Origin of the sequence: Acinetobacter septicus, assembly GCF_019355975.1 — a bacterium.
Classification (GTDB): Bacteria; Pseudomonadota; Gammaproteobacteria; order Pseudomonadales; family Moraxellaceae; genus Acinetobacter; species Acinetobacter ursingii.
This window is the reverse complement of sequence record NZ_CP079898.1, coordinates 1081049-1095575: the sequence shown is the minus strand read 5'-3', so window position 1 is coordinate 1095575 and position 14527 is coordinate 1081049. Positions and strand designations below refer to the sequence as shown.

Annotated in this window: 15 protein-coding genes, 1 other RNA gene and 1 pseudogene; 10 read left to right on the top strand and 7 right to left on the bottom strand. The window is 40.7% G+C overall.

What is annotated here, in order from left to right:
• Nucleotides 1–29: 29 nt before the first annotated feature.
• A protein-coding gene (locus I6L31_RS05335; protein ID WP_104794772.1) for an IS3 family transposase occupies nucleotides 30–1189 on the top strand; the annotation gives its coding sequence in 2 pieces (ribosomal slippage) (nucleotides 30–276 and nucleotides 276–1189; 1161 coding nt in all).
• 195 nt (nucleotides 1190–1384) lie between these two features.
• On the opposite strand, the pseudogene I6L31_RS05330 reads toward I6L31_RS05335, so the two are convergent.
• The 4 genes and pseudogenes from I6L31_RS05330 to I6L31_RS05315 form a co-directional block, all read right to left on the bottom strand.
• Nucleotides 1385–1764, bottom strand: a pseudogene (locus I6L31_RS05330) (Arm DNA-binding domain-containing protein); the annotation flags it as partial.
• A gap of 138 nt (nucleotides 1765–1902) precedes the next feature.
• Nucleotides 1903–2088: non-coding RNA, 6S RNA (gene ssrS / locus I6L31_RS05325), on the bottom strand.
• Between the two features lie 102 nt (nucleotides 2089–2190).
• Nucleotides 2191–2475 carry a cell division protein ZapA gene (locus I6L31_RS05320; protein WP_004987106.1) on the bottom strand — a complete coding sequence of 95 codons (285 nt, stop codon included), beginning with the start codon at nucleotides 2473–2475 and terminating at the stop codon, nucleotides 2191–2193.
• A complete protein-coding gene (locus I6L31_RS05315; protein WP_004987105.1) occupies nucleotides 2472–3044 on the bottom strand; it encodes a hypothetical protein in 573 nt (190 codons plus the stop codon). Before I6L31_RS05315 ends, I6L31_RS05320 begins: the two co-directional genes overlap by 4 nt.
• 64 nt (nucleotides 3045–3108) lie before the next feature.
• On the opposite strand from I6L31_RS05315, the gene I6L31_RS05310 reads away from it, so the two are divergent.
• The 5 genes from I6L31_RS05310 to I6L31_RS05290 all read left to right on the top strand — a co-directional run bounded on the left by I6L31_RS05310 (nucleotide 3109) and on the right by I6L31_RS05290 (nucleotide 8013).
• Entirely contained in the window at nucleotides 3109–3741 is a 633-nt protein-coding gene (locus I6L31_RS05310) for a UPF0149 family protein (RefSeq protein WP_004987104.1), read from the top strand.
• Between the two features lie 58 nt (nucleotides 3742–3799).
• On the top strand, nucleotides 3800–5125 hold the full coding sequence (pepP, locus tag I6L31_RS05305; RefSeq protein WP_004987103.1) for a Xaa-Pro aminopeptidase: 1326 nt from the start codon (nucleotides 3800–3802) through the stop codon (nucleotides 5123–5125).
• 26 nt (nucleotides 5126–5151) lie between these two features.
• Entirely contained in the window at nucleotides 5152–6357 is a 1206-nt protein-coding gene (gene ubiH / locus I6L31_RS05300) for a 2-octaprenyl-6-methoxyphenyl hydroxylase (RefSeq protein WP_004987101.1), read from the top strand.
• The gene (locus I6L31_RS05295; protein ID WP_004987099.1) at nucleotides 6354–7586 is read left to right on the top strand and encodes an FAD-dependent monooxygenase; all 1233 of its coding nucleotides are present in this window, start codon (nucleotides 6354–6356) and stop codon (nucleotides 7584–7586) included. The genes ubiH and I6L31_RS05295 overlap by 4 nt, the downstream gene beginning before the upstream one ends.
• Nucleotides 7587–7758: 172 nt before the next feature.
• Nucleotides 7759–8013: a hypothetical protein gene (locus I6L31_RS05290; protein ID WP_004987097.1), complete on the top strand. Its 255-nt coding sequence runs from the start codon at nucleotides 7759–7761 to the stop codon at nucleotides 8011–8013.
• A gap of 43 nt (nucleotides 8014–8056) precedes the next feature.
• Here the strand turns inward: I6L31_RS05290 and rsmI are convergent, their stop codons facing one another.
• Entirely contained in the window at nucleotides 8057–8902 is an 846-nt protein-coding gene (gene rsmI / locus I6L31_RS05285) for a 16S rRNA (cytidine(1402)-2'-O)-methyltransferase (RefSeq protein ID WP_005005050.1), read from the bottom strand.
• A gap of 12 nt (nucleotides 8903–8914) precedes the next feature.
• Here rsmI and I6L31_RS05280 point away from each other — a divergent pair, with 12 nt between their 5' ends.
• The 4 genes from I6L31_RS05280 (at nucleotide 8915) to I6L31_RS05265 (ending at nucleotide 11914) form a co-directional block, all read left to right on the top strand.
• Nucleotides 8915–9853: a penicillin-binding protein activator gene (locus I6L31_RS05280; protein ID WP_005005048.1), complete on the top strand. Its 939-nt coding sequence runs from the start codon at nucleotides 8915–8917 to the stop codon at nucleotides 9851–9853.
• A gap of 12 nt (nucleotides 9854–9865) precedes the next feature.
• Nucleotides 9866–10270, top strand: coding sequence for a YraN family protein (locus tag I6L31_RS05275; protein WP_005005045.1), 405 nt, complete (start codon nucleotides 9866–9868; stop codon nucleotides 10268–10270).
• A 68-nt stretch (nucleotides 10271–10338) separates the two neighbouring features.
• Nucleotides 10339–11040 (top strand): BON domain-containing protein, encoded by a 702-nt coding sequence (locus I6L31_RS05270; protein WP_005005041.1) that lies wholly within the window; start codon nucleotides 10339–10341, stop codon nucleotides 11038–11040.
• Complete coding sequence (locus I6L31_RS05265) at nucleotides 11030–11914, top strand: alpha/beta hydrolase (RefSeq protein WP_005005038.1); 885 nt, start codon at nucleotides 11030–11032, stop codon at nucleotides 11912–11914. Before I6L31_RS05270 ends, I6L31_RS05265 begins: the two co-directional genes overlap by 11 nt.
• Before the next feature lie 50 nt (nucleotides 11915–11964).
• Here the strand turns inward: I6L31_RS05265 and nudC are convergent, their stop codons facing one another.
• Complete coding sequence (gene nudC, locus I6L31_RS05260; RefSeq protein ID WP_004998703.1) at nucleotides 11965–12711, bottom strand: NAD(+) diphosphatase; 747 nt, start codon at nucleotides 12709–12711, stop codon at nucleotides 11965–11967.
• Nucleotides 12711–14357, bottom strand: a complete 1647-nt coding sequence (locus I6L31_RS05255) for a hypothetical protein (RefSeq protein ID WP_005005033.1) — start codon at nucleotides 14355–14357, stop codon at nucleotides 12711–12713. Before I6L31_RS05255 ends, nudC begins: the two co-directional genes overlap by 1 nt.
• Nucleotides 14358–14527: the final 170 nt, after the last annotated feature.

Sequence of the window (14527 nt, the reverse complement as noted above, 5' to 3'; positions counted from 1 at the left end):
AACGTAACATTAACTTTGGAGATGTAAAAATGGCTAAACGCTTTAGTCCAGAATTTAAACAACAAGCAATTGATTATGCACTTTCAAACTCGCACGAATCTGTGGCTGCTATCGCCCAGAAATTAGGTGTGGGTTATTCAACATTAGATAAATGGATTCGTGAGACCAACCCCACTGGTTCCAGCAAAAGACAGCTCTCGCCAGAACAACAGCGTATTCTCGATTTAGAAAAAGAAGTCAAACAACTCAGGGAAGCTAATGATATTTTAAAAAAGGCGCATGTGTACTTCCTGACAGATCATGCCAAGAAAAGTACACGGTAATCCAAGGCCTAGCTGTGACTGAAATTACGGTTTCTTCTGCCTGTAAATGCCTAGGTGTCAGCACTTCGGGCTACTATGCTTGGCGAAAGAGACAGATTTACGTCAATCAGAAGTACACTGATTTAAAAGCTGTATATTGGCAACACCATGCTCGCTTAGGAGCACCTTCATTGGTGCACGACATGCATGATTTAGGTTACTGCATGAGTGAACGTACAGTTGGAAGGATGCTGAAAAAGCTCAGTTTACGCAGCAAGATTGGACGTAAATATAAGCATACGACTGATTCAAATCATCATTTGCCGACGGCACCGAATTTATTAGATCGCCAGTTTACAGTCACTCTGCCAAATAAAGTTTGGACAACAGACATCACCTATATCCGAACCAAAGAAGGTTGGCTGTATTTATGTGTGATGCTAGATTTATTTAGTCGTCGTATTATAGGTTGGCAAACCAGCCATCGGATAGATCGTCAATTGGTATGTGATGCATTTAATTATGCAATGGCACGTCAGGGGTATCCAACAGGTGTCATGGTGCATTCGGACCAAGGCTCACAGTACTGTAGTCGTGATTTTAGAGCACTATTATTGGCGAATAACTGTATTCAAAGCATGTCACGTAGGGGGAATTGTTGGGATAATGCGGTGACTGAAAGCTTCTTTCATACATTGAAAGGTCATGTGATACATGGCAGTGTATTTGCCACTCGAAAAGAAGCCAATGCTGTCTTGTTTGAATATATTGAAGTTTACTACAATCGAATCAGACGACATTCTGCAAACGGCTGGTTAAGTCCTGAAACCTTTGAACATAAATATTTTAAGAATTTAGAGGGATATGTTGTCCACGATACTGTCTAGGATCAAAACCTTGCCAATCTGCTTTTAGATATTCAATCACCTCTGTTTTGTATAAACCGTTTACCGTTTACCGTTTACCGTTTACCGTTTCAGCTAAAGCATTATAGTATGAGTCCCTGTCCACTCATAATGTTCTCTCCTATGCAAAAAGAATAGACGATATTTGTCTAGGAGAGTGGTGGCAGTCCAATAATAGATTGAGTCGTTTGATAAAGGTCTTCTATCCTTGTAAAGTATATAAGCTTCAGCAACTGTTGGAATTAACCTAGATAGTTCCTGATTAGAAAGATAATCAACGCGAACCTGCTTTTTTTGTTGAACTGGATCTACTCCTTCATCCATTAAAATAAGTAGACGCTTAGCTTCAGCTCTGGCTTGCTCAAGTGTATAAACGCCGTGCTTTCCTATCACTTTGCGCTTTGATTTGGCATCTTCTTTTCTGCAAAATAGCTTTTTGTCTTACCGACGCACAAACCAAATCCTATTGTCGCAGTATCTCGATAGAAAACTTGTTTATCCTGACAAAGTGGGATTGAATCTATTGCTGATTTTTTAAATTTAATATGATTGGCCATTTCAGTTATAGCAGTGATAAGCAATTTCTAACGATACAACACAATAATTATGAAGTCTATTAAGGGTCTATTTTTGAAGAGAATATGGGTGGTTTTGAGATGAGGTCTTTATCTAAATTATTGTTATATAAAATTAAAAATGCCTCCGAAGATGCCGCTGCAATGTCTTTACCCTTGAACCCTTAAGTTCAAGGTGGAAGCGACGCGTACTTGCTGGGTTTCCTGCACAGGACAGGCATACGCTCTAAATACGCAGAACGCTATCCTAAAAAGATAGTATCGGCTCAGGGGAATCAGACGCGCTGGCGAACATCCCAGAGACAGTTTAAGTATAACCGATCTTTGGTCGATGACAATCCATTGCAGCAATCGTTATGTAAAGTTAGTTTTCAAATGGTGAAGCTTTGCTCGATACCACTGTATTGTTTATACAATTTGTTCGACATCGTTTAATATTGTTTCAAGTAAACGCTCACAGTGCGCATATTCCTGAAGTGATTTGTTCATACTCAGCACATCCTGCATCAGTTGTAATGCCACCATAATCACTAATTTATTGTGTTCAACACGCGGTGCATTGCGACGCATTTCATTAAATTTCTCATTGAGCATTTGCCCTGCGCGTTCAAGTTCTTCTTTTTCAGAGGCCGTTGTAGCTAAACGAAAAGTTTGTTCAATTAGACGCAATTCAACCATTACCTGTTCACTCATGATTGAATCTCCTCTTGGTTATCTACACTATTTTCAACACTAGGATCAGCCAATTGTTGAATTTCCTGCGCATGTTGATCTTGTTCTGTACCTAAAATAGCCAAACGCTGAATAATCGCCTCGACCTTAGATTTGGCGAGTTCATTTTTTTGAAGTAGACGTTCGCGATCTTGTTGGATGTCGTGTAATTCTTGCTGAGAGTGCTTTTGTTGTAACTGCAATTTTTCTTTAGTCACACGTAAATCATTACGTTCTGCCAAAATTTCCTGAAAACGATTTTTAAGATCAGTACAACTTTTTTCCAAACGACTATAACGATCAGCAAGGGCTGTGGCATCGATATTGAGTTGCTGAAATTGATTTTGTAACTGGGAAAGTTGTTCAGTCAGGTGTTCAACTTCTTCCTGTTTGGAGGTGATGATCCCATTTTTTTGCACAATTTGAGCATGATGCTGCTCTTCATCTTGTTGCTTTTTTTGAGTCAGTGACTCATTTTCACTTTCAAGGTGATGTAAACGCGTTTTCAAAACGCCAATATGCGCCTGTAGACGCTGTAATTGTTCTAACATAACGTAGTCGCACAGAATTGCAATCAAAGGTAATATATACGAAGTATAGAGATTGGATAAGCGAATGCAAGACGATATTTCAGGTTGGAATGAATGGTTCACAAATTTTAACGGAATTGAGGAGATTTCAAGCCCAAGTGAGCTTCATGGCTTACTAACGGGCATCGTTTGTGTCACCGAAGCACCAAGTCGTGATGAATGGTTACAAATTTTAAATACACTTAATGTCCCTCAATTAAGTGATGAAGCACTTGCACTGCTTAGTGATGAAGCAGAAGATGTTGCACATGCCTTATCCGAAGATGAACTGGATTATTTACCCATGCTTCCAGATGATGAGCATTCTTTGCAAGAACGTGTTCAAGCCTTAGCAGACTGGAGCGCGGGTGTGGTACTTGGCTTTGGATTGGCATCAGGTCATATTCGCAGTGATGAAATGGAATTGATTGAGCATTTACAGGATGTTGCTGCCGTTGAGTTTGAAGACTCAGATGATGACGAAGAAGGTGAAAATAGTTACGAAGAACTGTATGAATTTGTTCGTTTAATTCCTGTAAGCCTTTCAATGGGACGTAAAAAAATTCCAGTAGAAGAAAGTTCATTACTCAAAAACTTTCATGCCAAGAGCCAAAACGATCCTGCACGAAAAGATAACCAAAGCATTGTTGAAATGTTTACACCGCATCGTCCAAGCTAATTGGGCGATGTGAGCGTTTAAATTTTTTACCACTTGATAATTAAAGACTTATAGCCTCATGAAATTGACTCAAGCAGATTTTGAACTTCGTCGAGACCGCCTCGCTCAACACATGGGGCCAAACAGTATTGCCATTATTGAAACCAGTCCTGTTGCCTATCGTAACCGTGATGCAGACTACAAATTCCGTGCCGATAGCAGTTTTTTCTATCTAACAGGCTTCGCTGAACCTGAAGCTGTGGCGGTCATTGAAACTTTCGATACGGTGGATGATTACACCTATAGTTTGTTTTGTCGTGAACGTAACCGTGAAATGGAAATCTGGAATGGTTATCGGGCGGGGATTGATGGCGCAATTGAAGACTATGATGCAGATGAAGCCTATGCGATTGATCTGCTTGATGAAGAGATTGCGGAAAAACTATTAAATAAAGAGCGACTTTATTATCGCATTGGTCATCGTGCTGAGTTTGATGCACGTGTGAGTCAGTGGATTAAACACGCCGATGCTCAGCAACGTCGTGGCAATGGTGCGCCATCGCAAATTCTGCAATTGGATCGTATCATCGACGAAATGCGTTTGATTAAATCCAAGCAAGAAATTGAACTGATGCAAATTGCATCGGATATCAGTGCTGCTGCGCATACTCGTGCCATGCAAAAAGTTCGACCTGAAATGATGGAATATGCGTTAGAAGCTGAACTAAATTATATCTTTGGACAGCATGGTTGTGTGCCATCGTACAATAGTATTGTTGGGGGTGGAGCAAATGGTTGTATCTTGCATTATGTCGAAAATGACAAAGCACTGAAAGATGGTGATTTGGTTCTGATCGATGCTGCTTGTGAATATCAATGTTATGCATCCGATATTACTCGAACTTTTCCTGTGAATGGTCAATTTAGTCCTGAACAAAAAGCACTTTATGAGGTGGTGTTAAAAGCTCAGTATGCTGCCATTGATACGGTTCGTGTGGGCAATTCTTATCGTGAACCGCATGAAGTAGCGGTGCGTATTTTAACGCAAGGACTACTTGATTTAGGCTTGCTCAAAGGTGAGCTGGATGAGTTAATTGAAAATGAAGCATTTCGCCAGTTTTATATGCATGGCACAGGGCATTGGCTGGGGATGGACGTGCATGATGTGGGCAATTATAAAAAAGAAAATGAATGGCGCCCATACGAAGAAGGTATGGTGGTGACCGTTGAGCCAGGACTTTATATCGCACCTGATGATGAAACAGTCGATGAAAAATGGCGTGGTATTGGGATTCGTATTGAAGATGATGTGGTCGCTACTGCGCAAGGCCCGCTGGTTTTAACGGGCGCTGTAGTTAAAGAAATTGAAGAAATTGAGCAACTCATGGCACAAGCCAAACTATAACGATAAACGTATTGAGGAGTTTTACCGTGCAAAAAGTCATTATTGTCGGTGGGGGAATGGTCGGTTTAAGTCTAGCGCTAATGCTGGCCAAACAAAATATTGCGGTTCAATTGTTGGAAGCAATTCGTTATCCAAATTATGAAGATGATCAACTTGCACCGTATCATTCAAGTTTCGATGCTCGAAATACCGCATTGTCACGACGTAGTGTCATGATTTACCAGCAGCTTGGTTTGTGGGACGCTTTACAGCAGCATGCGACCCCAATTTTACAAGTGCATATCACAGAGCAAGGCAGTTTTGGTAAAGCTCGTTTAGTGGCAGAGCAGGAAAAAGTCGAAAGCTTTGGTCAGGTGATTGAAAATGCATGGCTAGGTCGAGTGTTGTTGACTCAAGTGCGTCAGCAAGCATTGATTGAACTGATTGATGGTGTGGAAGTCACTTCACTTGAACAAGATCAGCAACAAGTTACGATCCATGCTCTACGCGATCAAGAAAATTTAGAGCTTCAAACCCAATTATTGATTGCTGCTGATGGTCGTGATTCTTTCTGTCGTCAGGCGATTGGTGTTGGCGTTGATGTGCATGATTATGACCAAGTGGCGATTGTCACCGCTGTACAAACATCAAAACCGCATCAACATGTCGGATTTGAGCGTTTTAGTGCACTGGGTCCATTAGCCTTGCTACCTTTGCCGGGCGAATATCGTCGCTCTGTGGTTTGGCCTGTTAAAAAAGGCACAGAAGCTGAATGGTTAGGTGAAGAAAACGATCAGCATTTCCTCGATGCTTTGCAACAAACCTATGGGGATCGTGCTGGAAAGTTTGAAAAGACGGGTAAACGTTTTAGTTATCCTTTGTCACAAGTGCTGGCGCATAAACAAGCTGTGGGTCGTGTGGTATTGATGGGAAATGCTGCACACACCATTCATCCCGTTGCTGGGCAAGGTTTTAATTTGTGTCTACGTGATGCGGATGTATTAGTGCGTTTTCTCACTCAACATTTAACGCAATCTGAAGATATCGGTGATCCTGAAAATTTACTGGCTTATGAACAGTCGCGTTTAAAAGACCAACAACGAGTGATTAAATTTTGCGATTCAGTTGTTCGTGGTTTTAGTAATCAAAATCCCGTTTTAAAATTACTGCGTAATACAGGTTTGGTTGCGTTTGACGTTGTTCCAGGGATTAAACCACTCGTTGCCAACTATGCGATGGGGTTAAAAGCATGAGTGAAATTCTTGATGTAGTGATCGTGGGTGGTGGTCTGGTCGGTGGTTTGACCGCCTTACTATTGGCCAAAGGTGGTGTGCAAGCGACCGTATTAGATGCTGCACCTGTGCTCGATCCTGAACAGGTTAAAAATATTCTAAATCCACGGGTATTGGCACTGAGTCAGGCAACGATTCATTTATTAAAAACCGTAGATGTTTGGAATGATTTACCCAGACAGATGCCTTATACGGGCATGCATGTCTGGAATAAAAATGGCTATGGTGAAATTGAATTTGGTCAGGCATCAGCCGCTTTTCCGACACCTGATCAGGCTTTGGGTTCTATGGTTGAACCCAGTTTACTTAATTTGGTCATTCAACAAAAAATGCTACAACAGATTCAGGACTATCGTACTCAGGTAAAAGTCGTTCGTGTTGAACAGCAGGTGCAAGGTTGGATTGTTGAACTGGCAGATGGTCAAGTGTTAAAAACAAAATTAGTCATTGGGGCGGATGGTGCAAACTCTTTTGTACGTGATCAGGCTTATATTGAATTAGATGTTTTAGACTATCGTCAAGCTGCGATTAGCTGTGCCATTAAAACCACAAAACCACACCAATATGTGGCACGACAAATCTTTTTACCCACAGGGCCGTTAGCCTTTTTACCAATGGCGAGTCTGGATGAGCAGGAAAATGGATATTGGCAATCGATTGTCTGGACATTGCCTGATGATTACGCCGAGGAATATTCAGATTTAAACGATGCTGAATTTTTACAACTTTTAACTCGCGAAAGTCAGCATATGTTAGGTGAAGTTATCGAGGTTCGCTCCCGTGCGAAATTCCCGCTTAAAGCGCGTTCAGCACAGCATTATGTGAAGGCTGGTCTGGCGTTAATTGGGGATGCTGCTCATGTGATTCATCCTTTAGCAGGACAGGGCGTGAATATTGGCTGCTTAGATGCCGCAGTGCTATGTGATGTCTTGCTGCATGATCTGCAACGTGGTGTGTGGGCGCATGAACAGACTTTAGCGCGTTATGAACATGAGCGTAAGGGACAAAATCTAGCCATGATGCATAGTATGTCTACCATCGGATGGCTAGAAACGACAGAATTAAGACCACTGATTTTTGCACGAAATTTGGGCTTAAATCAGGTCAATCATTCTCCTTTATTGAAAGATGCCTTTATGCAACAAGCCAGTGGTTTACCGAGTTTAAAGAACACGCGTTATGCAATTTGACAAGAGAGTAGATATTTTTTAAACAATCATTTATATATTATTACCAATATGGTTAAAAAAGATACGAATATGGAGTAAAAGCCTCTTTGCGAATGCCAAAGAGATTGCTACATTTCTTCGTAATTTATGATGAGTCTCATAAAACATTTACTGATCATGATGGGGAGCAAAAATGACAGATACAAATGATTATGATGAAGCTGAAGATTCAGCTGTCGATGAAGATGAAGCCAAAGCGGCTGAACGCGGTGCCAGTGATAGCGAAGAAGGTGGAAATTTAAGTGACGCTGATCTTGCTGAGGCCGAAAGCCTCACCGTAACTGCAAAGCAAAAGCAACGTCAGGCACTTGAAGATGAGATTGCAGCCTTTCTCGCCAAAGGTGGAAAAATTACTGAAGTGCCTGCTGACGAAGAAGCAAGACATTAACCCTAAGCATCACTTCGGTGATGCTTTGTTTTTTTGAAGTGATTTAATCCGTCTGATCTTGATTCAGATCTAGTGCGCGTTGATACGCCACTTTCTTTTTTACGCCTGTTAAATCGGCTGCCAGTTGAGATGCCGCTTTAACTGATAAATCTTGCAATAACCGTGTGAGCAATTGATCCATTTTTTCCTGATCGAGATCTTTGTGTTCAGGATTACCACCGACCACCAACACAATTTCACCCTTTTGTTGATGATGATCCTTTTCAATAAATGTCACTAACTCTTTTAAGGTCATTTTTTTAATGGTTTCAAAGGTCTTGGTAATCTCACGGGCAAAACCCACTGGACGATCTTCACCAAAAATTGCGGCCATATCTTTGACGCAATCTAAAATACGATGCGGCGCTTCATAAAAAATCAATGTTTGCGTTTCATCTTTGAGTTTTTCAAGTTGACCGATTCGCTGTGATGACTTAGAAGATAAAAAACCTTCAAAACTAAAACGATCGCTTGGCAGTCCGACTGCACTCAATGCTGCTATTGCAGCACATGCACCAGGTACAGGCGTGACTCGAATACCATGTTCCTGTGCGGCACGAACCAATTTAAAACCGGGATCACTGATTAATGGTGTACCTGCATCACTAATGAGCGCGACATTTTTGCCTGATTGAAGCGTCTCGATCAGTTGTTCAATTTTGTTACTTTCATTGTGATCATGGCATGCGGTGAGGGGTGTTGATATATTATAATGCTTAAATAACTGCGCAGATTGACGGGTATCTTCTGCTGCCACAATAGAAACTGATTTAAGAATATCAATAGCCCTAAAGGTCATGTCATCCAAGTGCCCAATTGGGGTTGCTACAACAAATAACTGAGCACTCATAAGGTTTACTCCATGTTGAATAATAAAAAAAAGTGGCTGCTGGTCGGTTTTGCAGCTTTTATATCTCAAGCGCAGGCTGAAGTGTTGGTCATTCTACCTGAATCGGGTCCTATGGCGCGAGCCACAAGCAGCATTAAGTCTGGTTTTATGAGTGCGTATGCATTGTCTGAAGATAAAGTACCGCTTAAATTTATCAATTCTGATAAAAAAACGATCAAAACCATTCTGGCTAAACATCTTAATAATAAAACCCAGTTGATTGTTGGACCATTGGCTAAAAATGAAGTAGAGCAAATTGTCGCGATTAATCCCAAAGTCCGAGTTTTGGCTTTAAATGAAGTTGAAACGCAATCACCTAACGTGATCCAGTTTAGTTTGTCCAAACAAGATGATGCTTATGCCTTGAAACAGATTATGCAAAAAGACAAAGTTTCACAGTTGCTCGTATTGCGCCAAACAGGTCGAGAGCAGGACAGTGAGTTGTATCTGATGTCGATTATGTCGCAGTTTGGTCAATCTGTGGAAGTGGTTCAAGAGATACCTAAAAAGCTAAAAAAGGGGCAGGGATTATTGCTTTTGGGAGATGATGCGTGGATGAATCAGCTTTCTCATCTACCTAAAAATAATGTTTATGCTCAACCGACCGCTATTGAGGAAAATCAGCCGATTCCAAATGGGCTAAAATTTTGTGATGTTCCTGCTTTATACGAACATCAGTGGGATGATGTTGCACAGGCTTATTTGCAGCAGCCTGTCAGTATGCCGTATCAGCGCCTGATTGCTTTTGGAGCGGATGCATGGATGCTCGCGGAACTTTATTTAAAAACCCCAAAAATTCAAAATTTCACATTACAAGGGCGTACGGGCGATCTGGATGTGAATGCGCAACGAGTGACACGAATTCCGCATTGTTATCAAAAACAAAAAAATAACATTTTACAACTTCAATAACGAAGCGTATCCATGACAACCAATCACCAACATGCACTCGGTCAATGGGCGGAACAGCAAGCAATGGTCATTTTACAACAACGGGGCTTTCGACTGGTGACGCAAAATTTTCATTCTCGATTTGGAGAGGTGGATTTAATTGTGGAGCGAGGTCAGGAACTTGTTTTTGTTGAGGTTAAAGCACGTTCATTGGGTGGCTATGGACAGGCCAATGAAATGATCCGTCCTACTCAACAACGCAAAATTATTCGTACTGCTGAATATTTTTTGATATGTCATCCAGCCTATGATCAGTTTTATTGTCGTTTTGATGTAATTTGTTTTGATTTTCCACAGAAAATTGCAAAAACAGTACAGCAAGATTTTTCTAAACTTCGATATGATCAGCAATGGATTGAAAATGCATTTACTTTGTAACCAGAGTTCATTACTCTTGAGCGAGATGCAAACATGATTTCAAAACAGTTTTCAGGGAGCTTTGCTGAGTGTTTAAACGTATTGCAATAACGGCGTTGTGTGTCGCGAGTTTATCTGGCTGTGCCAGCTTTATTTCTGGTGGAACTGGATCTGCGCCAGTGGGTACAGAAAGTGGTGCACGTAGTTTGGGTCAGGTGTTTATTGATTCTTCTATTAAACGTACTGCAAGTATCAATTTATATAAACTTGATCCGCGTTTTAAACAGTCACGTGTCAACATTGAAAGCTTTCATAGCAATGTTTTATTGACAGGGCAGGTTCCTGATGAGCATCTTCGTCAATTGGCTGAAGACAATGTTAAGTCAATGAGTGATGTAAAAACAGTACATAATTATATTACTGTAGGTCCTCAAGTCAGTTACTCCACTATCATGCAAGATTCTGCTGTAACTGCAAATACACGGGGTTTGTTGGTCCGTGCACCAGTGGTTTCTGACACCAAAGTGTTGGTGCATACCGAAGATGGTGTGTTGTATGTCATGGGGCGCTTAAATACGGCTGAAATTAATGATTTGAACGATGTCCTGCAAAAAGTAGGTAACGTGACAAAAATTGTGACCTTGATTGATAATATTGACCAACCAAATGCAGGTACCACCGCGAGTTCACTAGTTGCAAGTCCGATGGTGGGCAATGCAACAGCGCAACCAGTGGTGCAAACACCTGTTGCCATTGATCCTGATCAAGGTGAGCCTGTGAATGCTCAATAGTCCAAACAAGATCTTGAAACAATTACAACAGCGATTTGAGCAAGTCAAACATCACTATCATGAGTTTCGCTTATATGATTTGGGAAGCTATGCGCTTAATTTTCTAACACCCAAATCGACTTATATCGCGCAAAAGAATATTGCTTATGGGCTTAAAGCACGGCAGCGTCTGGATTTATACCGCGCAAAAAAACCATTAAAACAACAGCCCCTGATGGTATTTATTCATGGCGGCGCTTGGCAGCATGGCGATAAAAAAGATTATGGCTTTATAGGGGAAAGTTTTGCTCGCGAGGGATATGATGTCGCTGTGATTAATTATCATCTTGCGCCTGAATATATTTTTCCAAGCTATATTGATGATTTGGCATTGGCGCTCAATTTTCTGGATCAACATAAAACTAAACTGAAAATTTCAACTGAAAATATAATTTTGATGGGACATTCTGCTGGGGCATTTAATGTCATGTCAGTGGTGTATCATCCACACCCCAATTTAGTCCATTGTCGGGACAATATTAAGGCAATTATTGGAATTGCGGGACCTTATCACTTTGATTATAAGGGTGATCCTTTGGCACAGGATGCATTTGATCAGGAGATTCCGTATCAACAGGTCATGCCTTATTATTTTGTCGACTCTAATCAAATTCGGCATTATTTATTAATGGCGGAAAATGATCAAATTGTTGCAGCAAAAAATACGATCGATTTTGATCATATTTTGAGACAACATGGCAATCATAGCCACATTGCGATTATTCCCAAAACAGGGCATATCTCCATTATTGGTACCTTATCGAGTTTATTTAGTCGATATTTTAAGACCAAACGTACTATTTTGAGTTTTCTAAAAGAGAGTCTGGAAACCTAAAATAAAGCTTCCAGATTTATCTTGCTTCGACCAGCGTTATGAGATTTTCATCAAGCTTGATGATGCATGACTTGCATAATCATGGCATGCGCAATACTTCCTTTAAAAGGAATTTCAGGCAGTTGATCAAATTTAAAAAATTTCGCATCGCTAATTTCTTCTTCCTGAAGCTTGATCTCGCCTGAATCGTATTCTGCCTGAAATGCAATCATGAGATTACTTGGAAAAGGCCATGGCTGACTGGACATGTAACGAATATTTTTAAGTTTTAAACCGACTTCTTCTAGCGTTTCACGTTGTACTGCTTCTTCAAGTGTTTCACCCACTTCAACAAAGCCCGCAATCAGTCCATACATATTACTTTTATTATGTGCATTTTTAGCCAGTAAAACTTCATCCTGACCTTTGGTAATAATCGTAATGACGCAAGGCTGTACACGTGGATATTGGTGATAACGACAGGCAGGGCAGACCATGGCATATTCGGTAGGGTGAATCTGGGTTTCATGGCCGCAGTGACTACAAAATCTATGATTACGTCGCCATTCGAGCAATTGAACTGCACGGCTGGCTTTTTGAAATTCATCGACAGACCATAAGGTAATGAGTTGTCGAATCGGGATCAGTTGTAGGCCTGCTGGGATAGGTTCATGCTCTAGTAAATCACGGGCAATGACTTCATCACCCGCTTTAAACTTTAAATCACTTGCCAGTGTTGCAACTTTGGGAAGTTGGTAATTTTCATCGACAAGCAGTTGTTGATTATGAAAAATATAGGCAAGTGAAAGTTGTGACATTAGGCCGCCGCTGTTTGTAATTTCTGACTATTTTCCAATGCTACATCAAACATCGACTGTAAAACAGGTTGTTTATTTTTTAAATTGTCAATCAGCATATCCAGACTTGCTAACACGTTTAAAATCAGACAAATTTGTTCAAGATTCAGCGTTTGTTGTTGTTCGTTTCTGCTATGCACAAATTCCGCAGTGTTTAACAATGCAAGTTGTTGCTCCTTACTTCCCAGAAATAAGGCTGCGCCTGACAATTCTTTTAGATGAACACATAAAGGTTCAAGCAATGCTGCTTCTGGTTGTTGCTCATACTGTAATAGCATTTGAATGACCATTTCAATCAAGGCCTTACTTTCTGTAAGCAATACCTGATGCGCTTCATCCAGACGATCTAATGAAATATTCATATTGTTGACACGAAGCTGTAAACGGCTAGATAAGTAATTGCGCTCCAAAATGCCAATCGAATTCATCGCCGCCAATATACTTTTCATCAACTGCTGAGCATAATTTTCATCGTTAAGAATTGTCGGTTGATTCAATGCTTCAGACTGACGATATAGCTCTTGATAGGCTTCATTGAGATTTAAGACTTTAAACACGTTGGCCAGATTTTTTAAACTTGTCTGTAAATCCTGAATTTTTTCTGTCGACATATTTTGATAGTTATATTCAATGTCGTGACGAATTTGAGTCATGGCATCGGTAATCAGCTTACTGGCAGTATGAATGGTGGTGTAATCTGGGCCATACAAATGACGACTTAAAACTTCAAGTTGGGTGTCCGAAAGTTGCTCATCACCCATATTGAGTTGTTGGCGAATGTGTTCGGAAATCTCGTCTTCCTGACTGATGCACAGACTCAAAATATCGGCAAGATCTGCGCTAGTTGCAGTAAAATTCTCGGGGTGTTGAAGAAACTGTCCTATATTGGTTTCTAACTGAATAAAAACACGTAAACGCGCCTGATTTAAAATGAGGTGATCAAGATAACCCAGTGCAATATTGACTAATTCCCAGTATTGCTGACTAGGCGTATTTCGCGCAAATGATGCAAGGTAAACGCCAACAATTTTAATTGCCTGAAAATCCAATGATTGCGCAGTATGTTGAAGTAGTTTATGCAAGCTTAGTTTATAAAGTTGATGCACATAAGCTGATTTTTCTAACTCAGGTGTCGCTGCTAAATTAAAATTAGGCTGGAAACAATCCAGTAACGGTAAAATCTGTGCGCCTTCTCGTGTTTGTGGTTTACCGAGAGCGAGTTCAAGCCGATTAAGAGTATCGATTAAAAATTGGGGAACTTTGACTTCACGTAAGCAAATAAATTCGATGTAGCGTTTCAGCATAGTGGTGCCTTCACTCAAGGCAATCACATCCTGAGTCTGAATATTGTGCGGTTCAGACATAATTTTGCGCATCAATGACGCTGAGTAATCTGTAATGAGTGCCAAGCGTGGCATATCAATCATGGCTAAAATACGAGCGCATTGTTCAAATTGATTGAGTGCATCATCGATACCAAAAGGCAGCGTTTGTTCTTCTGCCAATGTACTCACTGCGTTTTCAACCAATTTGATTGAATTATCAATTTCATTTTTTATTATCAATAATGCAGTTGGGTCGAAGTGAATAGAGCTTTGATAAGACATGTAAGCTGCACCTTTCCTATGTTATTGGTGTCAAATTGCCTGACAGACCAGATTAAATCCCAGATCACCAAACATACACATGCATCCCCACACATGCTGTCGTATGTTATTGATTGCTAAGTTCAGGGTGACTTGGGTGATCGGTTCTGATCATCAGCACTTTATTTATC